16 protein-coding genes are annotated in these 22,440 nt (G+C 71.8%); 6 read left to right on the top strand and 10 right to left on the bottom strand.

Annotated elements, in window-relative coordinates:
* Window positions 1-60: 60 nt before the first annotated feature.
* The 4 genes from AQJ27_RS13390 to AQJ27_RS13405 all read right to left on the bottom strand — a co-directional run bounded on the left by AQJ27_RS13390 (window position 61) and on the right by AQJ27_RS13405 (window position 9,163).
* The gene (locus AQJ27_RS13390; RefSeq protein ID WP_067366934.1) at window positions 61-1,740 is read right to left on the bottom strand and encodes a serine/threonine-protein kinase; all 1,680 of its coding nucleotides are present in this window, start codon (window positions 1,738-1,740) and stop codon (window positions 61-63) included.
* Between the two features lie 110 nt (window positions 1,741-1,850).
* The gene (locus AQJ27_RS13395) at window positions 1,851-3,614 is read right to left on the bottom strand and encodes a serine/threonine-protein kinase (protein WP_067366937.1); all 1,764 of its coding nucleotides are present in this window, start codon (window positions 3,612-3,614) and stop codon (window positions 1,851-1,853) included.
* Between the two features lie 164 nt (window positions 3,615-3,778).
* On the bottom strand, window positions 3,779-6,658 hold the full coding sequence (locus tag AQJ27_RS13400; protein WP_067366940.1) for a protein kinase domain-containing protein: 2,880 nt from the start codon (window positions 6,656-6,658) through the stop codon (window positions 3,779-3,781).
* 225 nt (window positions 6,659-6,883) lie between these two features.
* On the bottom strand, window positions 6,884-9,163 hold the full coding sequence (locus AQJ27_RS13405) for a serine/threonine-protein kinase (RefSeq protein WP_067366943.1): 2,280 nt from the start codon (window positions 9,161-9,163) through the stop codon (window positions 6,884-6,886).
* A 184-nt stretch (window positions 9,164-9,347) separates the two neighbouring features.
* Here AQJ27_RS13405 and AQJ27_RS13410 point away from each other — a divergent pair, with 184 nt between their 5' ends.
* On the top strand, window positions 9,348-10,511 hold the full coding sequence (locus AQJ27_RS13410) for a serine hydrolase domain-containing protein (RefSeq protein WP_079064957.1): 1,164 nt from the start codon (window positions 9,348-9,350) through the stop codon (window positions 10,509-10,511).
* Window positions 10,512-10,637: 126 nt separating this feature from the next.
* Here the strand turns inward: AQJ27_RS13410 and AQJ27_RS13415 are convergent, their stop codons facing one another.
* The gene (locus AQJ27_RS13415) at window positions 10,638-12,344 is read right to left on the bottom strand and encodes a glycerol-3-phosphate dehydrogenase/oxidase (protein ID WP_067366946.1); all 1,707 of its coding nucleotides are present in this window, start codon (window positions 12,342-12,344) and stop codon (window positions 10,638-10,640) included.
* Between the two features lie 261 nt (window positions 12,345-12,605).
* Here AQJ27_RS13415 and AQJ27_RS13420 point away from each other — a divergent pair, with 261 nt between their 5' ends.
* Both AQJ27_RS13420 and AQJ27_RS13425 read left to right on the top strand, forming a co-directional pair.
* Window positions 12,606-13,814: a nucleotide sugar dehydrogenase gene (locus AQJ27_RS13420; RefSeq protein WP_067366949.1), complete on the top strand. Its 1,209-nt coding sequence runs from the start codon at window positions 12,606-12,608 to the stop codon at window positions 13,812-13,814.
* 123 nt (window positions 13,815-13,937) lie between these two features.
* Window positions 13,938-14,540, top strand: coding sequence for a hypothetical protein (locus AQJ27_RS13425; protein WP_067366952.1), 603 nt, complete (start codon window positions 13,938-13,940; stop codon window positions 14,538-14,540).
* A gap of 82 nt (window positions 14,541-14,622) precedes the next feature.
* Here the strand turns inward: AQJ27_RS13425 and AQJ27_RS13430 are convergent, their stop codons facing one another.
* The 4 genes from AQJ27_RS13430 to AQJ27_RS13445 form a co-directional block, all read right to left on the bottom strand.
* Window positions 14,623-15,747, bottom strand: coding sequence for a GuaB3 family IMP dehydrogenase-related protein (locus AQJ27_RS13430; protein WP_067366955.1), 1,125 nt, complete (start codon window positions 15,745-15,747; stop codon window positions 14,623-14,625).
* Window positions 15,748-15,851: 104 nt separating this feature from the next.
* Window positions 15,852-17,357: an IMP dehydrogenase gene (gene guaB / locus AQJ27_RS13435; protein WP_060901470.1), complete on the bottom strand. Its 1,506-nt coding sequence runs from the start codon at window positions 17,355-17,357 to the stop codon at window positions 15,852-15,854.
* Between the two features lie 276 nt (window positions 17,358-17,633).
* On the bottom strand, window positions 17,634-18,209 hold the full coding sequence (locus AQJ27_RS13440; RefSeq protein ID WP_060901477.1) for a sigma-70 family RNA polymerase sigma factor: 576 nt from the start codon (window positions 18,207-18,209) through the stop codon (window positions 17,634-17,636).
* A gap of 256 nt (window positions 18,210-18,465) precedes the next feature.
* On the bottom strand, window positions 18,466-19,077 hold the full coding sequence (locus tag AQJ27_RS13445) for a response regulator transcription factor (protein WP_003948568.1): 612 nt from the start codon (window positions 19,075-19,077) through the stop codon (window positions 18,466-18,468).
* 390 nt (window positions 19,078-19,467) lie between these two features.
* Between AQJ27_RS13445 and AQJ27_RS13450 the strand changes: the two genes are divergently transcribed.
* A complete protein-coding gene (locus AQJ27_RS13450) occupies window positions 19,468-19,800 on the top strand; it encodes a WhiB family transcriptional regulator (protein WP_060901471.1) in 333 nt (110 codons plus the stop codon).
* 66 nt (window positions 19,801-19,866) lie between these two features.
* Here AQJ27_RS13450 and AQJ27_RS13455 read toward each other — a convergent pair whose 3' ends face one another.
* Window positions 19,867-20,763, bottom strand: coding sequence for a LysR family transcriptional regulator (locus AQJ27_RS13455; protein ID WP_067366957.1), 897 nt, complete (start codon window positions 20,761-20,763; stop codon window positions 19,867-19,869).
* 79 nt (window positions 20,764-20,842) lie between these two features.
* On the opposite strand from AQJ27_RS13455, the gene AQJ27_RS13460 reads away from it, so the two are divergent.
* Window positions 20,843-21,511: an MOSC domain-containing protein gene (locus tag AQJ27_RS13460; protein WP_067366960.1), complete on the top strand. Its 669-nt coding sequence runs from the start codon at window positions 20,843-20,845 to the stop codon at window positions 21,509-21,511.
* A 130-nt stretch (window positions 21,512-21,641) separates the two neighbouring features.
* Window positions 21,642-22,415, top strand: coding sequence for an SDR family NAD(P)-dependent oxidoreductase (locus tag AQJ27_RS13465; RefSeq protein ID WP_067366963.1), 774 nt, complete (start codon window positions 21,642-21,644; stop codon window positions 22,413-22,415).
* The last annotated feature ends 25 nt before the right edge of the window (window positions 22,416-22,440 follow it).

Here is a 22,440-nt window from a genome sequence, read left to right on the forward strand (position 1 = left end):
TCGCGCACCGGTCACAGACCCGTGACGCGGGCCGTCCCTTATCTCCCGTTTATCTCCCGCCTACGGGGCCACGAAGGTGTCCAACGCCACGTCGAAGTACTCCTTCGCCTGCGTCACCTTCCCGACCGGCGCCGACACCCACACGTCGTACATCCGGCCGCCTTCCTCCCAGCAGAGGTCGTACGTGTGCCGCGCGCCCTCCGCCTTGGTGAAGCCGTTCCAGGTGAACTCCCAGAGCGCGGCGGGCTGTCCGTCGTGCGTGGTCGGGGTGACGGTGCCGTCGTGGTAGCCCGGGTTCGTGGACGGCCCGTCGGCGTCGGCGCGCCGCATCACCGCGAGCGGGCCGCCCGCCTCGGGATCGGTCGCCTTGATGCCGAGGCGGAAGGTCTGGCCCGGCGACACGTAGAAGATCCGCTCGCCCTCCGGATCGCGGGTGAAGCCGTCCGGCACGGCGAGCGAGAACCCGTCCGGGTCATGGACCGTCCGGTAGCCCGAGGGCGCCGGGCCGGAGGCGGCGGTCGGCTTCTGCTGCCGGGTGACGGTGACCGTGGGGGCAGCGCTAGGTGAGGCCGAGGACCCCGGCGCTGCGGGCGCGCTCGGGGAGTGCGACGCGCTCACGGACGTGCCCGGCGCCGAACTGGCGGACGGCGTCGACGTACCGCCCCCGCCGCCGCCCCCACCGTGGTTCACCAGCAGCACCGCCGACACGCCCGCCCCGGCCGCGGCGGCGACCAGCGCCGCGACGACGAGCATGGTCCGCGCCGACCGCTTCGGGGCACGGTCGGGGGCGACGGCAGGCGGAGGAACCGGAGGAGGGGAGCGGTGCGCGGTCTGCTGGACGGGTGACTTCCGCTTCGGTACGTCCCGTTGCGTGGGCGTGTAGCCGGCCGACGCGGCCCGCGGCGTACGGCCCGTCTCCAGGAACGCCCTGAGCAGCCGCTCCGCCTCCACCGCGTCGAGCCGCCGCTCCGGATCGCGCTCCAGCAGCCCCCGTACGACGGGCAGCAGGGGCGCGGCCTGCGCGGGCGGGCGGATCTCGTCCATGACGACGGCGTGCAGGATGCCGCCCAACGAGTCTCGCCGGAAGGGCGATTCACCGCTCAGTACCGTGCAGAGCAGCGCCCCGAGCGACCACAGATCGGACTCGGGGCCGGTCCTGACCCCGGACATCCGCTCGGGCGCGGTGTACTCGGGCGAGCCGACGAACGACCCGCTCTCGGTGAGCGTCGTGGCACCCGCGACCTGGGCGATGCCGAAGTCGGTCAGCACGACACGGTCGGTACCCGCCTCCATGAGGACGTTGGCGGGCTTGAGGTCACGGTGCAGGACACCCGCCTCGTGCGCGCGGCGCAGCGCGCCGAGGAGGGCGAGGCCGATCCGGGCGGCCTCTCGCGCGTCGACGGGGCCGTCGGCGGAGATCCGCTCGGCGAGCGAGCCGCCGTCGATCAACTCCATCACGATGTACGGCCGTTCGGCCTCCTCGACGACGTCGTGCACGACGATGATGTGCGGGTGGTGCAGCTGGGCGACCGCGCTGGCCTCGCGCAGGGTGCGGTCGCGCTGCGTCCGGGCCTCGTCGTCGGAGAGCGAGTCGTCGAGGGCGAGTTCCTTCACCGCGACCTGCCGGCCGAGCAGTTGGTCGGTGGCGCGCCAGACGACGCCCATGCCGCCCCGCCCGATCCTGGCCTCCAGCCGGTAACGGCCGGCGATCACACGGACGTTCTCCCCCTCGGTCCCCATACGCCCCATCATGCCGCACCGGACGGACGCGCTCCGGGCTCCGGCCCGCGCGATGGCTGTTATCCGGCCTCGTCAGACCGGTTGCGGCCAGTTCGTGTCCGTCCGGCCCGTCAGGTCTTGGGGAGCCAGCTGCGGAGAATCACGTCGAACTGCTGTCGCGCCGTGTCCCAGTCCGCCGCGGGCGAGGACATGTAGATCGCGTACTCGACACCCTCACGGCTGAGGTACGTCTGCTCGATCGCCCGCCGCTCGCCCGGGAACGGCGTCTGCTTCGGCAGCGCGGTCCAGGTGAAGTCCCACAGGGAGCCCGGGCAGTCGCGGAACGTGTTGGACTGCAGTTGCACCCGGTTGTAGTCGGCCAGCTTGGTCAACTGCTCTTCCAGGTCCAGCTGGTGTGCGTACGGGGTGGGGAAGTCCGGCGAGTCGTCGATGGCGATGCGGACGAAGTGCTTGCCGCCGTCGGGCGTGTAGTCGACCTGGTTGCCGTTGGCCTGCCGCTGCCAGGTCTTGTCGGGCAGGGAGATGGTGAAGCCCTCGACGTCGTCCCGCTGCACCCAGGTGTCGGGCACGGCGCCGGACGGCTTCTGGGTGCCCGAAGTCGCGGTCGGGGTGCTCCCGGGCTTGGTGGTACCGGAATTCGCGGTGCCGGGCGAGGCACTGTTGTGGGTGTCGTCGGTCCGTGCGCCGTTCACATAGTGCATGGCCACGGCGCCGCCACCGCCGATCAGGGCGGCGAGTACGACGACGAGGGCGATCGTACGACCGCGGCGCCGTCTCCCGGACGCGCCCCCGGAGCCGGTGCCGTCGACCAGGGGCCCGGACACCAGTGCATGAAGTGTCGGCGTCGCCCCGTGCGCGCCCGATCCGTGCGCCACCGACCCGTGCGACGCCGTCTCGTGAGCCCCCGGTCCGTGGGGCGCGACGCCCCGCGATCCCGTCCCCTGCGATCCCGTCCCATGGGGCGCCGTCCCGTAGGGCGCCACCCGCTGCGCGCCCATCCCCATGGTGCCCGTGTCCACGTGCTGCTGCGTCGGCACATACGCCTGCGCCGCACTCGGCCGGCGTCCCTCCGCGGCCTCGGCGAGCATCTGCTCGGCCTCCTCCGCACCGGGCCGCACGGCCGGGTCCTTGTGCAGCAGCGCGGTGATGACGGGCCCGAGCGGACCGGCGTGCTGCGGCGGCGCGGGCTCCTCGTCGACCACGGCCTGCATGGTGGTCAGCGGCGAGGTCCGCCGGAACGGCGACCGTCCCTCCACCGCCGTGTACAGCGTCGCGCCGAGCGCCCACAGGTCGGCGGACGGGCCGGGGTCGTGCCCGCGCACCCGCTCGGGCGCCAGGTAGTCGACCGAGCCGACGATCTCGCCGGTACGCGTGATGGTCGTGTCACCCTCGACCTGCGCGATCCCGAAGTCGGTGAGCAGCACCCGCCGGTCGGAGGCCAGCAGGACGTTCCCTGGCTTCACGTCACGGTGCAGCACGCCGGCGGAGTGCGCGGCGCGCAAGGCGCGCAGCACCCACAACCCGATCCGCGCCGCCTCGGTCGGTTCGACACGCCCCTGCTCCTTGACCTCGTCGGCCAGTGAGTTGCCCTCGACCAGCTCCATGACGATCCAGGGCCGGTTGTCGTGATCCAGGACGTCGTGCACGGTGACGACGGCCGAGTGGTTGATCCGGGCGGCGGCCCGCGCCTCGGCGTGGGTACGCGCCAACAGCACGGCCCGGTCGCTCTCCGTCACGTACAGCGCGGCCGTCAGCTCCTTGACCGCGACGGCACGGTGCAGCACCTCGTCGTGTGCACGCCACACGCGGCCCATGCCACCGCTGCCGATGGATTCGACAAGTCGGTAGCGGCCCGCGAGGAGCAGGCCCTGCATCTGATTCACGTTTCCCCGCAATGGTATTGACAGGGTCAGACTAAAGAGCGGTCCCCGCGCAGGGAACCGGCGGGGTCGTACGGAGACCGCACTGTGACGGTTCTCCCTTCCGTGTACGGAAGGGAACCATTCGGCGTTCAGCGATTCATGACTACGGGAATTGCTCAGCCGGTGACTTGGTAGGTCGCCGACGCCTGCTCGTACAGCCTCGTGACCTCGTCCCGTTCGGCCTCCGGGCCACGCACCTGCACCACGTGGTAGTGGCCGCCGACGACGATCGCGAGATTGCGGACGTACAGCGACTGCCCTGCGGAGTTCTGCCAGGTGAACTGCCCCTCGGCCATGGTCCGTCCGCCCACGTCGATCCGCCGCATCCCGCTGGACGTGGCCCACGTCGAGTCGCGGAACGGCTGCAACTCGCTCTCGGTCTCGCGCTGGTACGTCAGCGGATCGCCGCCGTACTTGCTGGTGCTGTCCCGTCCGGGTACGACGATGAGCTCGAAGTCGCCCTGGGAGTAGACCACCTGACCGCGCCCGTTCTTTGGCGTGCGGTCCCAGCCGTTGGCCACGGCGACCTGGAAGCCCTCGGAGTCCTTGCGCAGGGTGAAGCCCTGGCCGACCGCCGGGTCGTTGGACTGCGAGGTCGTCGAACTCGCGCCGCCCGAAGGGTTCGTGTCCGTCCCGGGAGAGGTCTGGTCGGGGCGCGGCCGGCTGCTGGCGCTGCCGTCCGCGCCCGTGCCCGCGGTGTTCCCTGGCGCCGGGCTCACCTGGCCCGCGGAGCCGGTCCGGTCGCCGTTCGCGTCGCTGTTCGGGTCGGTCTTCTTCGGCATGAAGACCATCGCGTACGCGACCGCCGCGACCAGCAGGAGCAGGACCAGCAGAAGCAGGTTCCGGCCCAGCTTGCGGGGCTTGGCCGTCTCCGTCGACCTGGCCGGCCTCGCCTGCCGGTCGGACTTCGCGCGCTTGTGGCGGGCGTGCGCGCTGGTCGCGGGCAGTCCGGCCCGGCGCCTGCGGACGAGCTCGCCCCTGCGCCGTACGATCGGAAGCCGGCTGGGGTCGACGGGCGGGGCCGCGACGACGTGCGCGCCCGCCTCGGGCTCCGGCGCGGACCGCACCAGCGAGCGCAGCCAGCCGCTCAGCTCCTCGAAGTCCAGCCGCTCGGTGGGGTCCTGACGCAGCAGCGACTCCACGACCGGCCGCAGTGGCCCGCACTCCTCGGCGAACGCCGGCGGCTCCGCGCACACCAGCTGCACCAGCTCCGCGGTGTTGTCCTCCGGGTAGGGCGCGTGTCCCTGCACGGCCCGGAAGAGCAGGGCGCCCAGCGCCCACAGATCGGTCTGGGGGCCGATCGGCGCCGCCAACTGCCAGTTCTCGTGCACCGGCCCGGCCTGCTCCGGCGCCCAGCGCTCGGTCACCGGACCGACGACGGCCATCCGCGCCTGCCGGGCCCGCTCCGCGGCGAGCGCGGTGGCGGGACCGCGCCGCGGGGGCGCACCGGCGACCAGCTCGTCCCAACGGCCGTTGGGGGTCGGGGCGGGGGTGGACTGCTGTCCGGGCACGAGGGCGGGGGTGCCGTGGTTCTGGGCGCCGTGGCTCTGGATGCCGTGGCTCTGAGCGCCGTGGGGGCCCTGGGTTCCCGGGGGAACCGGGGTGCCGCTGTGGCCACTTCCATGACCGGCCGCGGGGCCGGGGAGCGCCGGGCGCCCCTGACCGCCATGGCCGCCGGGGCCGGGGCCACCGAATCCCGGACCACCGAATCCGGGGTCGTCGACGCCAGGGCCGGTACCGGTACCGGGGCCGCTTCCGGGGCGCGGCTGCGCGCCGGGCCACGCGCCCGCGCGCCCGCCACCGACGCCGTACGGGTCGGCGATCTGACCGGGGGGCGGGGTCTCGGGCCGCTGCTCCACACCCTGCCCGGAACCCTGGGCCCCCGGCACGGAGCCGTCGGCCGGCGGGGCGGGACGGGGCGCGGGCAGTGCCGCCGGACCGCCCCGCTGCTGCTCGTGCACGCGTGCCGCGGCCCGGGCTCCGGCCCGGTACGCGGCGATGGCTCCGGCCCGGGCCGCCCGGGCGTCGCCTCCGGCCTCCAACGCCCTGCGCGCCAGGGCCGCCCCGCCGTCGACGGGCGGCTCTCCTACGGGAGTGGTGTTCTCGGCCCGCGCCTCGATCGCGGCCCGCCGCGCGGCCTCGGCATCGGCCCCCTGCGCACTGGCGACCACCGCGCCGAACGAGGCGCCGGGCCCCCCGCCGGAGGCACCACCGGCTCCCCCGCCGGGCAGTCCTGCGGTCACTCCACCAGGCGCGGCACCGCGCGTACGGGCCGCACCACGCGGGACACCGACGCCCGTACCCGCTCGTGCATCCGCACCGGGACCCGCGTGGGGCGAACCGGCACCGACGCCTCCCTCACCCCCGGGACCCTCGAAGTCCTGCACCGGCACCGGGTCGTACCCGCACAGTGCCTCCTCCGCGGCGCCGGCGGCCAGGCCGGTCAGCATCACCCGGCCGTCGTCGCAGACGAGCACCGTGCGCACGGTGATGTTGCGGTGGACCCATCCGTGCGCGTGCAGCACCCGCAGCGCGGTGACGACGTCGGCGGCGACCTCGGCCGCCCGATAGGGGCTCAGCGGCTTCTCGGCGAGCAGCGCGGCCAGCGACCGCGCGGGCACCAGCTCACTCACTATCCACAACGACCCGCCTTCGGCGAACACGTCGAAGACCTGGTCCAGCCGGGGATGGTCGGGAATCTGCGCGGCGGCCTGCGCCGCCTCGATCGCCCGTCGTACGGCGGGTTCGGGGGGCCTGCGCGTGGTCCGTGCGGAGGCGCGCCGCACCCCGCCGTCCCGCGCCACGAACCCCTCGGGCAGCCCGTCCGCGTCGAGCATCTCCGCCTCGACGACCTCCGGCAACGGCACCTGCCGGACAAGGACTTCCTGACCGCTGTAGGTGTCGAAGGCCCGGCTCTCGGCGAGTTCGTACTCGTCGGAGGGCGGCAGCGGCAGGCGGTAACGGTCGGCGAGTACCCGACCCGCATAGTCGTCCACGATGCCTCCCCCGGCCGCCCGGTGGTCAATTCCGTTCGCCTCGCGTCCCGTTACGGCTTCGTACGGTCCGCAACCACTCACGATACGTGCCGGAGGCAACCCGCAATGTCGGGACGCGAGATGTCACCGGCCCGTGACCGACCCTTACAACAGACACCCCGGGCGAACCGGCCCGAACCTCACGACATGGGCGCGCGCCTCACGACGTGGGTTCGGGCCCATGCCTCACGACTTCGGCTGGAACGTCGCCGTCAGCGTCTTCCACGTGTCCTTGCGCAGTTCGCTGTCCCAGTCGGATGCCTTCGCCGTGTACATCAGCCCGTACCCGAGGTGATCATTCACGACGAAGCCGCGGTCGATCGACTGGTACTTCGTGCCGCCGTCCTGATAGGTGAACTCCCAGTCGGCCGTGTTCCAACCGCGGTAGTCCACCTGCTCTATGCGCACCCGCTTGTACTGCGAGCGCACCATGTAGCCCTCTTGGTTCTTCCAGTCCGCCACGGGGTCGCTCTTGGGCGTGGTCGTCCAGCCGACGAGGAGCTTCTGCCCGTCGGGACCGGTGAAACGGACTCCCGCGTCATCCGTCGACTGGTACTTCCATCCCTTGGGCAGCCCGATCTTGAACCCCTGGCTGCCCTTGTACGTCGACACGGCGGTGGAGCCCGAGGAGCCCGACTCCTTGCCGTCGCCGCTCGTCCCGCTCGTGGCGGCGGCGCTGCCCGACGCGTCGGTGTTCGGCGTGCTGCCCGAACTCCCGTCCCCGGCCGACCCGGTGGCGCCGTCCGTCTTGTCGCCCGTGTCGGTGTGAGAGCCGCTGGTCGCGTCCTTGCCGCCGCTGCCCGCGGTCACCCCGCTGGACGCGGCCGCCTTGGTGCCACCACTCTTGCCGTTCTTCGACCCGCTGTCGTCACCGCCACCGAGGGTCAGGGCCAGCACGGTCCCGATCACGGCGAGCGCCACGACCACGGCAATGATCACCAGGGTCCGTCGCGGCACCACATCGGTGAGCGGTGCCCGCGGTACGGGCCGCGGCGGCCGCTCGGGCGCCACGGGCCACCCGGAGGCCGGCCTGGCCTCGCCGGCCGAACCGGTGGAGCCGGCACCGCCCGAACCCGCCGAGCCGAGAGCCCCCTTCGAGCCGACGGGACCGGAGGCCGAGCCCACTGGCGCGCCGTCACGCACGCCCGGCTTCGGGGAGCCCTCCGCCGCCTTGCCACCCTGGCCGGACGTGACCGTCCCGGACTTCCCCGCAGCCGCGGCGGGCTTCGACACGTCCACGCGCGGCGGAGCCGGGGGAGCCGCCGGAGCCTTCGGAGCCGCCCCCTCCACGCCCACCGAGCCGGAAGCCGCGGTACCGCCGGCACCACCCGCACTGCCCGTGCTGCTCGCGCCGCCCGTCCCGCCGGCAGCGCCGGACTTCGCACGGGCCGTCGCCGCAGCGGTCGCCGCCGCCGTGGCCGCACCGGCGACCGAGGCGGCCTTCCGCACGGAACGCAGCGCCCCGCGCAGCCGCTCCCCGGCCTCCTCACCGCGCTTGGCACCGGAACCGCCCGAGCCGCCCGAACTCTTCTTGCCCCGGCCCTCGTCCGGCACCGGCGGCAGCACCACGACCTTCGTCGCGTCCACCGGCTCCGGCACGGTCTCCTTGGGCTCGGGGGCGTGGACCACCTCGCTGAGCATCGCCCGGGCGCGCTCGTTGTCGAGCCGCTGCGCGGGGTCCTTCACGAGCAGCCCGTAAATCACGTTCTCCAGCGGGCCCGCGTTCTTCGGCTGCTCCACCGGCTCGGTCATCACCGCGGTGAGCGTCGCGATCGCGGAACCCTTGTCGTACGGCGGAACGCCCTCGACCGACGCGTACAACAGCCCGCCCAGCGACCACAGGTCGGCCGCGGGGCCGGGCTTGTGCCCGCGCGCCCGCTCCGGCGAGATGTACGAGGGCGCGCCCACGAGCATGCCGGTCGAGGTGATGGACGGGTCACCCTCGACCTGCGCGATACCGAAGTCGGTCAGCACGACCCGGCCGTCGTCGGAGATCAGCACGTTCGACGGCTTCACGTCGCGGTGCAGGATGCCCTCGCGGTGCGCGGAACGCAGCACGTCGAGTATCGCGAGCCCCACCTCGGCGGCGCGCTTCGGCGTGAGCAGGCCGTCCTCGCGGATGACCTCGGCGAGCGACTTGCCCTCGACGAGTTCCATCACGATCCATGGCCGGTTGTCCTCGTCGACCACGTCGAAGACCGTCACCGCGCCGTTGTTGCGAATCCGCGCGATCGCCTTGGCCTCACGCAGGGTGCGCGTGATCAGCCGCCGCTTCTCGTCGTCGTCGATGCTCGACGGGAACCGCAGCTCCTTGACGGCGACCGTGCGGCCCAGCGTTTCGTCCTGGGCCCGCCACACCGTGCCCATGCCGCCGCGGCCGAGAACATCTCCCAGCCGGTAGCGCCCGGCGAGGAGACGTTCGCTCTTGTCCTGACGGGATGCTCCCGCCCGCTCCGCCTCCGACATGCGTCCCCTCATGCAACCCGCCCTGACAGAGCCTTCATTGTCCCTCACCCGACAAGCGCTCAGCGCCCAGGGGGCCCTTCGGCCGACAAGCCCCCGGCGACCGGCACGCCCCTCACCTGCGGACCACCCGCTCGCGCGCACAGGTCCGTCCCCCATGATGTGCCGCAACAGGGAAGGAACGCCGATGCCTGCGCCCCGGACACCTCGGACACTCCTGGTCATACCCGTGTCTCTGGCCGCCCTGTTCCTGGCCCCGATCGGTCTGCCGCGCGTGCTGCCGACCGCCGGTCCTTCCCACTCCACCACACCCTCGGCCGCCCGTCACACCCCCAGGTCCGCGGCCTCGACGGGCTCACGCTCCCCCGCCGCCGCCCCGGCAACGGACGCCACCCGTGCCCTCCGCCGGCTGCTCCCCCTCCTCGTCACCCGCGGCAAGGTTCCCGCCGCCGCGCTGCTGGCCGGCGACGCCTCCGGCGCACGCTTCGCCCGCGCCGGCGAGGGCATCGCCCGCGGCGACCACTTCCGCGCGGGCAGCATCACCAAGACGTTCATCGCGACCGTGGTGCTGCAACTCGCCGCCGACCACCGGCTGTCCCTGTCCGACTCCCTGGACGCTCACCTTCCGGGTCTGGTGCGCGGCGCGGGCAACGACGGCCGGCGTCTGACACTGCGCTCCCTGCTCACCCACACCAGTGGCCTGTACAACTTCACCGACGTCACCAAGGGCGCCGTCCCCCTCACCCCGCTCCAGGCCGTCCGCATCGCGCTCACCCACCCCCCGGCCGCCCGCGGCCGCTTCTCCTACTCGAACACCAACTACGTCCTGCTCGGCATGGTCATCCGCCAGGTCACCGGCCACTCGTACGCCACCGAGGCCGAGCGCCGCATCATCGATCCCCTTCGTCTGACAGGCACCTCGTTCCCCGGCGCCCGCACCTCGCTGCCCTCCCCGCACGGCCGCGCCTACGCCGCCGACGGCACCGACGTGACCGCCCTCGACCCGCGCGTGGCCGGCGCGGCGGGTGAACTGGTCACCACGCTCGCCGACCTGAACCGCTTCTACGCGGCCCTGCTCGCGGGCGACCTGCTCCCGTCCCGCCAACTGCGCGAGATGCTCGACAGCCGCACCGCACAAGGCCAGTACGGCATGGGTCTGTATCCGGTGAAGCTGTCGTGCGGCACCACGGTGTGGGGGCACGACGGCCATATCTCCGGCAGCTACGTGCGCACCGCGGCCACCGTCGACGGCCGTCGCGTCCTCACCTTCCGGGTGAACACGGACGGGATCGAGGACCCGGACCTCGAACCCGAGCTGCTGGCCGCCGAGTTCTGCCCCCGCACCCAGTAGAACGACCGGGATTCGAGCAAAGATCCCAGTTCACGACACCCGTTCGAGTGACATTCACGGGAACTCCCGGGCAGGTCCTCGTAGGCAGCGGGACCCGATCAGCACGGCACGATCAGCGCCGCACGATCAGCGCGGCACGATGTCCGGCGCCCCCAGCCGCGCCGCGTCCGCCGTCTGGTCGTCCGGCTGGCGCTGGGACTCCCGCTCGGCCTCGACCCGCTTCTCGTAGTGCTCCACCTCGCGCTCGATCTGGTCCTTGTCCCAGCCGAGGACCGGCGCCATCAGCTCGGCGGCCTCGCGGGCGCTGCGCGTACCGCGGTCGAAGGTCTCGATGGAGATACGGGTGCGCCGGGTCAGCACGTCGTCCAGATGCAGCGCGCCCTCGTGCGAGGCGGCGTAGACGATCTCGGCCTTCAGGTAGTCCTCGGCGGCCGGAAGGGGCTCGCCCAGCGCGGGGTGGGCCGCGATGAGCTCGAAGATCTCCTCGGCCAGCACACCGAACCGGTTCAGCAGATGCTCCACCCGGACCACATGGAGCCCGGTGCGCTGAGCGATGCGCGCCCGCGCGTTCCACAGCGCCCGGTACCCCTCGGCCCCGAGCAGGGGGATGTCCTCGGTGACGCATTCGGCGACCCGCTGGTCGAGGCCGTGCACCGCCTCGTCGACCGCGTCCTTGGCCATCACCCGGTACGTCGTGTACTTGCCGCCCGCCACGACCACCAGTCCCGGCACCGGATGGGCCACGGTGTGTTCGCGCGAGAGCTTGCTGGTGGCGTCCGACTCGCCCGCGAGCAGCGGCCGCAGTCCCGCGTACACGCCCTCCACGTCGTCGCGGGTCAGGGGTACCGAGAGCACCGAGTTCACATGCTCCAGCAGATAGTCGATGTCGGCGCTGGAGGCCGCGGGGTGGGCCTTGTCGAGGTTCCAGTCGGTGTCCGTGGTGCCGATGATCCAGTGCCGCCCCCAGGGGATCACGAAGAGGACGGACTTCTCCGTGCGCAGGATCAGACCCGTCGCGGCGTTGATCCGGTCCTTCGGCACGACCAGGTGGATGCCCTTGGAGGCCCGTACGTGGAACTGGCCCCTCTCGCCCACCATGGCCTGGGTGTCGTCGGTCCACACCCCCGTGGCGTTGACGATCTGCTTGGCGTGGATCTCGTACTCCCCGCCGCCCTCGACGTCCTGCACCCTGGCGCCGACCACGCGCTCGCCCTCGCGCAGGAATCCGGTCACGCGGGCGCGGTTGGCGACCTTCGCGCCGTACGCCGTCGCCGTGCGCACCAACGTGGCCACATAGCGGGCGTCGTCCACCTGCGCGTCGTAGTACTGCAACGCGCCGACCAGCGCGTCCTTCTTCAAGGCGGGGGCTATGCGCAGGGCGTGGCTGCGCGTCAGATGGCGGTGGGCGGGCAGTCCTCGGCCGTGTCCGCTCGTCATCGACATGGCGTCGTACAGCGCGACGCCCGATCCCGCGTACAGCCGCTCCCAGCCCTTGTGCTGGAGCGGGTAGAGGAAGGGCACCGGCTTCACCAGGTGCGGTGCGAGGCGCTCCAGAAGGAGTCCACGCTCCTTTAGCGCCTCGCGCACGAGGGCGAAGTCGAGCATCTCGAGATAGCGCAGGCCGCCATGGATCAGCTTGCTTGACCTGCTGGAGGTGCCCGACGCCCAGTCGCGCGCCTCGACCAGGCCTGTGGACAGGCCGCGCGTCACGGCGTCGAGCGCCGTCCCCGCGCCGACCACGCCCGCGCCCACCACCAGCACATCCAGCTCACGCTCGGCCATTTGCGCCAGGGACTCGGCGCGCTCCGCCGGTCCCAGTTTCGCTGTCCTCACCGCTGCCTCCCGCTGTCTGTCGCGCTGGCCGCACCTGTCCGGCGACGCCCGGCTCACGTCCCCCTGCCCCAAAGTCTGACCGCGATGTCCGTCATCGGCCACCACGCGCCCCCAGCCTGTGGACAACACTCCCGGAAACTCGCCCGCCCAATACCGTAAATCGGTCATATTTACTCCTAGTCTGACATTGCGCTCGCCCGTTCTGTCCACAGGGCTTGCGCACCTGTCCCGCTTCGGTTACTGGGAAGGACGGCCCACGCCATGCCCGCAGATCTCGCCGTCATCGGACTCGGACATCTCGGCCTGCCCCTGGCCCAGGCCGCCGTCGCCGCCGGCATCCCCACGCTCGGCTACAAGACCGGGCCGGAGGGCGGCTCACTCACCCCGGCCGAACTGCGCCGGATGCTCTCGGGGGGCTTCCGGCCGACCACCAACCCCGCCGAACTCGGCCGCGTCCGCACCGCCGTCATCTGCGCCCCGACCCCACCCGGCCCGGACGGCACCCCCGACCTGGGCCAAGTGGCCTCGGCCGCCCGCACCCTGGCCGGACGGCTGCGCCCGCACACCACCGTCATCCTGGAGTCGCCGGTCCACCCCGGCACCACCGAGGACTTCCTGCGCCCGCTCATCGAAGAGGGCTCGGGCCTGCGCGCGGGGCGCGACTTCCACCTCGCGTACTCGCCCAGCCGCGTCGATCCCGGCAACCGCGACTTCACCCCCGCCAACACCCCCAAGGTCATCGGCGGCCTCACCCCTGCCTGCACCGAGTCGGCCGCCGCCTTCTACGGGCGCCTCACCGACAAGGTCGTACGCGCGCGTGGCCCCCGCGAGGCGGAGACCGTGCAGCTCCTGGAGAACAACTACCGGCACGTCAACATCGCCCTGGTCAACGAGATGGCCGTGCTCTGCCACGACCTGGGCGTCGACGTGTGGGACGTCATCCGCTGCGCCGAGACCAAGCCATTCGGATTCCAGGCGTTCCGGCCGGGACCCGGCGTCGGCGGCCACGGCATCGCCCAGGACCTGGCAAGCCACTCGGGCCGCACCCTCCGCATGGTCGAACTGGCCCAGCAGGTCAACAGCCACATGCCGCGGTACGTCATCCAGCGCGCCGCCACGCTCCTCAACGAGCACGGGAAATCGGCCCGCGCCGCGCGCGTGCTCCTCCTCGGCGTCACCTACAAGCCCGACCTCGCCGACCAACAGGGCACGCCCGCCCACGAGATCGCCCTGCGTCTGATGGAGCTCGGCGCGACCGTCAGCTACCACGACCCGCACGTCCCGGCCTGGAACGTCCTCGGCCGCCCCGTCCCGCGCGCCGACTCCCTCTACGAGGCCGCCGCCGACGCCGACCTCACGATCCTGCTCCAGCCGCACCGGACGTACGACCTCCAGGGGCTCTCCGTGAAGGCCCAGCTGCTGCTGGACACCAGGGGAGCGACCCCGACCGGAGCCGCGCACCGACTCTGACCCTGGCGAAACCCCTGGACGGGATGTCACTGCCGACTGCTACTGTGCGTCAGCTCTCGCACACCAGTGCGCCCGCGTCCCGGGCGCTCTCCGGTGTGCGCTCACATCCCTGGGGGGAACCACATGAGTCAGTCGTCTCCGCCGCCGTCCGGTCCACCGGTCGACAACCCGTACGCGGGGCAGAACCCGTACGCCGACCAGCCGGGCCAACCGCCCGCGCCGCCGCAGGACGCCGTCCCGGCCGGGTTCCCGCAGCAGGGTGCCCCGCAGGGCGCACCCCAGCCGGGCTTCCCGATGGCCCCCGTCGCCCCGGCCGCTCCGGTGCGCGACAAGCTCGGGCTCGGCCTCGCGGCCGCCGTCGGTGCCGCCCTGGTCGCGGCGGGCGTCTACGGAGTCATCATCGGCCTGACCAAGCACGAGATCGGCTGGGCGGCCGTCGGCGTCGGCTTCCTGATCGGCCTCGCCGCGGGCCGCGTCGGCGGACGCAACCCGATCCTGCCGATCGCCAGCCTGATCCTTTCGGTGGCCTCGGTCTACCTCGGTCAGCTGGTCGGCGAGGCCATGATCGGCGCCAAGGAGGTCGGCGTCAGCTTCAACGAGGTCTTCTTCCACCACTTCGGCGTGGTCCAGGAAGCCTGGAAGGCCGAGGCCGACCCGCTGACCTTCCTCTTCTTCGCCATCGCCGCGTACGCGGCCTTCTCCGGCGCCAAGAAGGCCGGTCAGTAACCCCGTCCGGCATGCGCGAGGGCCCGCCCACCTCATGGTGGACGGGCCCTTCGGCGTCGTACGAGCCGGCGTACCGCTCCCGCTAGCGCTTGTGCTGGGAGTCCGCGACCGTCACCTCGACGCGCTGGAACTCCTTGAGCTCGCTGTAGCCGGTGGTGGCCATGGCGCGGCGGAGGGCCCCGAAGATGTTCATGGAGCCGTCGGGGATGTGCGAGGGTCCGGTGAGGATCTCCTCGATGGTGCCGACGGTGCCGAGGTCGACCTTCTTGCCGCGCGGCAGCTCCTCGTTGACCGCTTCCATGCCCCAGTGGTGGCCCCTGCCGGGCGCGTCCGTGGCGCGGGCCAGCGGGGAGCCCATCATCACCGAGTCGGCGCCGCAGGCGATCGCCTTGGGGAGGTCGCCGGACCAGCCGACACCACCGTCCGCGATCACGTGCACATAGCGGCCGCCGGACTCGTCCATGTAGTCACGGCGGGCCGCGGCCACGTCGGCGACGGCGGTCGCCATCGGCACCTGGATGCCCAGCACGTTGCGCGTGGTGTGCGCGGCGCCGCCGCCGAAGCCGACCAGGACACCGGCCGCGCCCGTACGCATCAGGTGCAGCGCCGCCGTGTACGTGGCACAGCCGCCGACGATCACGGGGACGTCGAGCTCGTAGATGAACTGCTTCAGGTTCAGCGGTTCGGCGGCACCGGAGACGTGCTCCGCGGAGACCGTCGTACCGCGGATGACGAAGATGTCCACGCCCGCGTCGACGACGGCCTTGGAGAACTGCGCCGTGCGCTGCGGCGACAGGGCGGCCGCGGTGACGACGCCCGAGTCGCGCACCTCCTTGATGCGCTGCCCGATCAGCTCCTCCTTGATGGGAGCGGCGTAGATCTCCTGGAGGCGGCGGGTCGCGGTGTCCGCGTCCAGCTCGGCGATCTCGTCGAGCAGCGGCTGCGGGTCCTCGTACCGCGTCCACAGGCCTTCGAGGTTCAGTACGCCCAGGCCGCCCAGCTCGCCGATGCGGATCGCGGTGGCCGGGGAGACGACCGAGTCCATCGGGGCGGCCAGGAACGGCAGCTCGAAGCGGTAGGCGTCGATCTGCCAGGCGATCGAGACCTCCTTCGGGTCTCGCGTACGGCGGCTCGGGACGACGGCGATGTCGTCGAAGGCGTACGCCCGGCGGCCGCGCTTGCCGCGCCCGATCTCGATCTCAGTCACGTGTGTGGCCTTTCCCTCTTCGGTTCTGCGCGTCCCAGTATCCCCGACACCCACGACAAGGGCGGCCCCGGAACCTCCGGGACCGCCCTCACGTACCTGTACGGCTAGTCGTTACGGCTGTAGTTCGGCGCCTCGACCGTCATCTGGATGTCGTGCGGGTGGCTCTCCTTGAGACCCGCCGAGGTGATCCGGACGAACCGGCCCTTGGACTCCATCTCGTCGATGGTGGCGGCGCCCACGTACCCCATGGTCTGGCGCAGACCGCCGACGAGCTGGTGCAGCACGTTGGCCAGCGGGCCGCGGTAGGGCACCTGTCCCTCGATGCCCTCGGGCACGAGCTTGTCGTCGGAGGCCACGTCCGCCTGGAAGTAGCGGTCCTTCGAGTACGACCTGCCCTGGCCCCGGGACTGCATGGCGCCGAGGGAGCCCATCCCGCGGTACGACTTGAACTGCTTGCCGTTGATGAAGAGCAGCTCGCCGGGCGACTCCTCACAGCCCGCCAGGAGGCTGCCGAGCATCACCGTGTCGGCACCGGCGGCCAGCGCCTTGCCGATGTCGCCGGAGTACTGCAGACCACCGTCGCCGATCACCGGGACACCCGCGGCACGGGCCGCGAGGGCCGCTTCGTAGATGGCGGTGACCTGCGGGACGCCGATGCCGGCGACCACACGGGTGGTACAGATCGAGCCGGGGCCGACGCCCACCTTGACGCCGTCGACACCGGCGTCGATCAGGGCCTGGGCACCGTCACGGGTGGCGACGTTGCCGCCGATCACGTCGACGTGCACGCTCGACTTGATCTTCGCCATCCAGTTGAGCGCGTTGCTGTTGTGCCCGTGCGAGGTGTCGACGATCAGGAAGTCCACCCCGGCCTCGGCCAGCGCCTGGGCGCGCTCCAGCGCCTCGGGGCTGGCGCCGACGGCGGCACCCACCAGCAGCCGGCCCTCGGCGTCCTTCGCGGCGTTCGGGTACTTCTCGGCCTTCACGAAGTCCTTGACCGTGATGAGGCCCTTGAGGACACCCGCGTCGTCGACCAGCGGAAGCTTCTCGATCTTGTGGCGGCGCAGCAGCTCCATGGCGTCGGTGCCGGAGATGCCGACCTTGCCGGTGACCAGGGGCATCGGCGTCATGACCTCGCGCACCTGGCGCGAACGGTCGGTCTCGAAGGCCATGTCCCGGTTGGTGACGATGCCGAGCAGCTTGCCGCCGCCGTCGGTGACCGGCACGCCGGAGATGCGGAACTTGGCACAGAGCGCGTCGGCCTCGGCCAGCGTCGCGTCCGGGTGCACCGTGATCGGGTCGGTGACCATGCCGGACTCGGAGCGCTTCACCAGGTCGACCTGGTTGACCTGGTCCTCGATGGAGAGGTTGCGGTGCAGTACACCGACGCCTCCCTGCCGCGCCATGGCGATCGCCATGCGCGACTCGGTCACCTTGTCCATCGCCGCGGACAGCAGTGGGATGTTCACACGTACGTTGCGGGAGATACGCGACGAGGTGTCGACCGCGTTGGGCAGCACCTCGGAGGCGCCCGGCAGCAGCAGCACGTCGTCGTAGGTCAGCCCGAGTGTCGCGAATTTGGCGGGCACTCCGTCGACGTTGGCAGTCATGACACCTTCCCCAAATGGCCTTGATCGGTGCGGATGTCCATGCTAACGGGAAGCAAGGGTCTCCCATTCCACGGTTCGGATCGCCTTCGGGCTTCGTAGGTTCGTACGGGCGGGGTGGCGATGCCGTTCAGTTGTGGGCCGGGGCCCGGTCCCCGCGGAAGGACGACGCGAACCCCACGCCCGGGCAAAACCCGGTCCGCCCCTTGGGAGGGCGGACCCGTAGCGCCGGCGAACGCGTCCCCAGAGGTCCCGGTGTCGGAGGCCCCTGAGACCCGCCTACTGCTCCGCCAGCGCCCGCAACCGGCTCAGTGCGCGGTGCTGCGCCACCCGAACGGCGCCCGGTGACATTCCCAACATCTGGCCCGTCTCCTCGGCCGTGAGGCCCACCGCGATGCGCAGCAGAAGCAGCTCGCGCTGGTTCTCGGGGAGGTTGGCCAGGAGTTTCTTGGCCCACTCGGCGTCGCTGCTGAGGAGAGCGCGCTCCTCGGGGCCGAGGGAGTCGTCGGGGCGCTCGGGCATCTCGTCCGAGGGAACCGCCGTCGAACCGGGGTGGCGCATCGCGGCGCGCTGCAGGTCGGCGACCTTGTGCGCGGCGATGGCGAAGACGAACGCCTCGAAGGGGCGCCCGGTGTCCTTGTAGCGCGGCAGTGCGAGGAGCACCGCTACGCAGACCTCCTGGGCCAGGTCCTCGACGAAGTGCCGCGCGTCGCCCGGAAGCCGGGAGAGGCGGGTGCGGCAGTAGCGCAACGCCAAGGGATGTACATGCGCGAGCAGGTCGTGCGTGGCCTGCTCGTCGCCGTCGACCGCGCGATGGACGAGCGCACCGATCACCGTCGTCTCGTCGTCGCGCATCGGTCCATGGTGCCTCGGCGTCGTCTTGTCCGTGGCACCGCGTCCGTAGTTGTGCACCGAAGCGTTATGAGCAGGTGCGCCGGAACTCATCTCCTGCGCCCTCCCCTTCCGCTCGACCGACTCGTCCCCGAGGAACTCCACACCTCAAGCATGCGGCATCCGCGGCGAAACGAGCAGCGGGCACTCGGCGGGCGCTGTTGTCGGCCCCGCCCACCATGAGGTAGGCGGGGTGCGTCGTACCCCCGCGACGGCTCACCTAACGAACCAGACCCCATCGGAAACCGAGCGCCACGGCGTGCGCGCGGTCCGAGGCGCCGAGTTTCTTGAAGAGCCGCCGGGCGTGCGTCTTCACGGTGTCCTCGGAGAGGAACAGCTCGCGGCCGATCTCGGCGTTGGAGCGGCCGTGACTCATGCCTTCCAGCACCTGGATCTCACGCGCCGTGAGCGTCGGCGCCGCGCCCATCTCGGCCGACCGCAGTCTGCGCGGGGCGAGCCGCCAGGTGGGGTCGGCGAGCGCCTGGGTCACGGTCGCGCGCAGCTCGGCGCGGGAGGCGTCCTTGTGCAGATAGCCGCGGGCCCCGGCGGCGACGGCGAGCGCCACACCGTCCAGGTCCTCGGCCACGGTGAGCATGATGATGCGCGCACCGGGGTCGGCGGACAGCAGCCGCCGGACGGTCTCGACGCCACCCAGTCCGGGCATGCGTACGTCCATCAGAATCAGGTCCGAGCGGTCGGCACCCCAGCGGCGGAGGACTTCCTCGCCGTTGGCTGCCGTCGTCACGCGCTCGACGCCGGGCACGGTCGCCACCGCTCGGCGGAGCGCCTCTCGGGCAAGCGGGGAGTCGTCGCAGACGAGGACGGATGTCATGGCCGCCCTCCGCAGCTGATGCGCGTCACCTTGAGCCTCCAGGCTGGTACGAATCGTCATCTGTGCGGTCGACACTCGCCGACGGAACTGCCGTCTGCCCGAGCGCTTGTTCCTTCAACCGCCTCCGCACTCTCAACGACGGTCACTCGAAAGAGTTACGGGGCAGTCGGTCGCCTTCGGCACTCTACGTGAGGGCGTGGACACGAGGCAGACATGCGCAACGGACCCTCAACGTTTCATCACAACCTATGCCCCATTCAGCCTGTTTTCTTCCCCTTTGCTGGTGTCTGCGGCTAGATTCGCAATGAGTCATATTTTCATCTCCTTAGATCGTAGATGTACGGTCGGTGGGCACAGAGCGGCCCAGAACGGCAACAAGGGGACAAAGCAATGGCAGATTTCTCCCGCCTTCCCGGTCCGAACGCGGACCTCTGGGACTGGCAGCTCCTCGCGGCCTGCCGCGGGGTCGACAGCTCGCTCTTCTTCCACCCGGAGGGCGAGCGTGGTGCGGCACGGAGCGCTCGCGAGAACTCGGCCAAAGAGGTCTGCATGCGATGCCCGGTTCGCGCCCAGTGCGCTGCGCACGCTCTGGCGGTGCGCGAACCGTACGGCGTATGGGGCGGCCTGACCGAGGACGAGCGCGAGGAACTCATGGGGCGGGCGCGCAACCGGCTGGTGGCGGCGTCGACCACCGGGAGCGGCGATCCCGCTTCGAACAACTGAAGGAACGTTTCTGCTTTTCAGTCCACCGTCGGGCACGCGCACGCGTGCCCATGCTGTTTGGCGGCGTCAGCGGCTCGCGGCGCGCGCCAGTTGGTCGAGCGTCGCCGCCACCGCCGGCACCTGTGCCAGGTCCGGCAGGGTGAGCGCGACGATCTCGCGCCGCACCGGCGGCTCCACCGTCACGGTGCGTGCACCCTTGGGGCGTACGGACTCGATCGCGAGCTCCGGCAGGACCGCGACCCCGAGGCCCGCACCGACCAGCCCGACCACGGCCGGGTAGTCGTCGGTGGCGAAGTCGATGCGGGGCACGAAGCCCGCGGCGCGGCATACCTCCACCAGTTGTCCGCGGCAGCGCGGGCAGCCCGCGATCCAGGGCTCCTCGGCGAGTTCGGCGATCGCGACCGACCCGGCCCGCGCGAGCCGGTGCTTCTCGGGGACCAGCCCGACGAGCCGGTCCCGCAGCAGGGGCCGTACGACCAGGTCGTCCCACTCCTCGGCACCCGCGGCTCCCTCGTAGCGGAACGCGAGGGCGATGTCGCAGTCCCCGGCCCGGAGCTTCTCGACGGACTCCGGCGGCTCGGCCTCCTCCAGGGAGACCCGGGTGCCGGGATGCGCGGCGCGCAGCGCGGCGAGGGCCGTGGGGACGAGCGTGGAACTGCCGCTGGGGAACGAGACGAGCCGGACCCGGCCCGCACGCAGGCCCGCGATCGCGGCGACCTCCTCCTCGGCCGCGGTCAGGCCCGCGATGATGCCCGCCGCGTGCCGGACCAGCGCCTCGCCCGCCTGGGTGAGGCGCATCTCGCGGCCCGTGCGGACGAGCAGCGGGGTGCCGACGGACGATTCGAGCGCCTTCATCTGCTGGCTGACGGCGGGCTGGGTGCAGCCCAGTTCACGTCCCGCCGCCGAGAAGGAGCCGGTGGCGGCGACGGCGCGCAGGACACGGAGATGACGGGCCTCGATCACCTTTCGAGCATAAGTGAGTCTTGGGTACGGCGGCGAATATTGCGTCGCTGCTTTGGTTCTCATCGCCTAGCGTGCTGTCATGAAGCTTCTGTCCCTGAACATCGGCCGCCCGCGGGCCGTCCCGTACACGGACCAGCCCGAGGGCGTCACCGGCATCGACAAGCGACCGGTGGACGGGCCGGTGCGGGTGACGGCACCCGGGCCCAAGGGGGTCGGCGCGAGCGGCCTCGCCGGGGACGCGGTGTGCGACCTGCGCCATCACGGCGGGAACGACCAGGCGGTGTACGCGGTCGCCCGCGAGGACCTGGACGACTGGGGGCGCGAGCTCGGCCGGTCGCTGGCGAGCGGCGCGTTCGGCGAGAACCTGACGACCCAGGGGCTCGACGTGTCCGGCGCGCGGATCGGCGAGCGCTGGCGCGTCGGCTCCGAGGTGGTCCTCGAAGTCACCTGCGGGCGCATCCCCTGCCGTACGTTCCAGGGGCACGTCGGTGAGCAGCGCTGGGTGAAGCGGTTCACCCAGAAGGGCTCGCCCGGTGCCTATTTGCGGGTGATCGAGCCGGGCGAGATCCGGGCGGGCGACCCGATCGAGGTCGTGCACCGGCCCGACCACGAGGTGACGGTCGCCCTCGCCTTCCGCGCCGAGACGACCGAACGGGCGTTGCTGCCGAGCGTGTTGGCCGCGGGTGACGCGCTGCACCCGGAGTTGCTGGAGATGGCGGAGAAGTACATGGCGCGGCACAGCGGCTAGCCGCTCGAAGCGGGGGCGCGGGGTGGGGCACGGGGGTGGGGCGTCCGGGGTGTGCGGGGAACTCGTGGAGCAAGGTGGGCGTTGGGTGGCGGGAGTGGGGCGGGCCTGGTCAGGTCACTAGCCTTGGGCCATGACAACGGCTCTGATTACGGGATCGACCGCGGGCATCGGCGCCGCCTTCGCGCGGCGGCTGGCGGCTGACGGGCACAACCTCGTGCTGGTGGCGCGTGACACCAAGCGGCTGGGCGAGCAGGCGACCGAACTGCACGACCGGCACGGCATCGAGGCGGAGGTGCTGACCGCCGACCTGGCGACGGACGAGGGCATCGAGGCGGTGGCCACCCGCCTCTCCGACCGCAAGAACCCGGTCGACCTGCTGATCAACAACGCGGGCTTCGGCAACAAGGGCCACTATCTCGAGGTGTCGATGGCCGACGAGCTGACGATGCTCAAGGTGCACTGTGAGGCGGTGCTGCGGTTGACGTCGGCGGCGACCGAGGCCATGCGGGAGCGCGGCCGGGGCGGAGTCGTCAACGTCGCGTCGGTGGCCGCGTTCGTGCCGCGGGGTACGTACGGGGCGTCCAAGGCGTGGGTCGTGCAGTTCACGCAGGGCGCGGCGCGGGATCTGGCGGGCAGCGGCGTACGGCTGATGGCGCTGGCCCCCGGTTTCGTCCGCACCGAGTTCCACCAGCGGGCCGGGATGGGCACGGACAACATCCCGAACTGGATGTGGCTGGATGCGGACAAGCTGGTCGCGGCGGCGCTCGCGGACCTGGCCCGCGGCAAGTCGCTGTCCATCCCCGACCCCCGCTACAAGGCGCTGATGGGCCTGGTGAAGGTGGCGCCGCGCGGACTGCTGGGCGGGATCACGTCGAAGACGGGCCGGAAGTACGGCCCCCGGTAAGGACCACCGCGCAGTGGGTGGTGTC

Source organism: Streptomyces olivochromogenes, from assembly GCF_001514115.1.
Taxonomy (GTDB): domain Bacteria; phylum Actinomycetota; class Actinomycetes; order Streptomycetales; family Streptomycetaceae; genus Streptomyces; species Streptomyces olivochromogenes.

Excerpts from the sequence above, each read along its gene's own strand:
- AQJ27_RS13450 (WP_060901471.1), top strand. The coding sequence starts at position 19,468 with ATGGCAGATTTCTCCCGCCTTCCCGGTCCGAACGCGGACCTCTGGGAC.
- AQJ27_RS13420 (WP_067366949.1), top strand. The coding sequence starts at position 12,606 with ATGCCCGCAGATCTCGCCGTCATCGGACTCGGACATCTCGGCCTGCCC.
- AQJ27_RS13425 (WP_067366952.1), top strand. The coding sequence starts at position 13,938 with ATGAGTCAGTCGTCTCCGCCGCCGTCCGGTCCACCGGTCGACAACCCG.
- guaB (WP_060901470.1), bottom strand. The coding sequence starts at position 17,357 with ATGACTGCCAACGTCGACGGAGTGCCCGCCAAATTCGCGACACTCGGG.
- AQJ27_RS13410 (WP_079064957.1), top strand. The coding sequence starts at position 9,348 with ATGCCTGCGCCCCGGACACCTCGGACACTCCTGGTCATACCCGTGTCT.
- AQJ27_RS13445 (WP_003948568.1), bottom strand. The coding sequence starts at position 19,077 with ATGACATCCGTCCTCGTCTGCGACGACTCCCCGCTTGCCCGAGAGGCG.
- AQJ27_RS13465 (WP_067366963.1), top strand. The coding sequence starts at position 21,642 with ATGACAACGGCTCTGATTACGGGATCGACCGCGGGCATCGGCGCCGCC.
- AQJ27_RS13440 (WP_060901477.1), bottom strand. The coding sequence starts at position 18,209 with ATGCGCGACGACGAGACGACGGTGATCGGTGCGCTCGTCCATCGCGCG.
- AQJ27_RS13390 (WP_067366934.1), bottom strand. The coding sequence starts at position 1,740 with ATGGGGACCGAGGGGGAGAACGTCCGTGTGATCGCCGGCCGTTACCGG.
- AQJ27_RS13460 (WP_067366960.1), top strand. The coding sequence starts at position 20,843 with ATGAAGCTTCTGTCCCTGAACATCGGCCGCCCGCGGGCCGTCCCGTAC.
- AQJ27_RS13395 (WP_067366937.1), bottom strand. The coding sequence starts at position 3,614 with ATGCAGGGCCTGCTCCTCGCGGGCCGCTACCGACTTGTCGAATCCATC.
- AQJ27_RS13405 (WP_067366943.1), bottom strand. The coding sequence starts at position 9,163 with ATGTCGGAGGCGGAGCGGGCGGGAGCATCCCGTCAGGACAAGAGCGAA.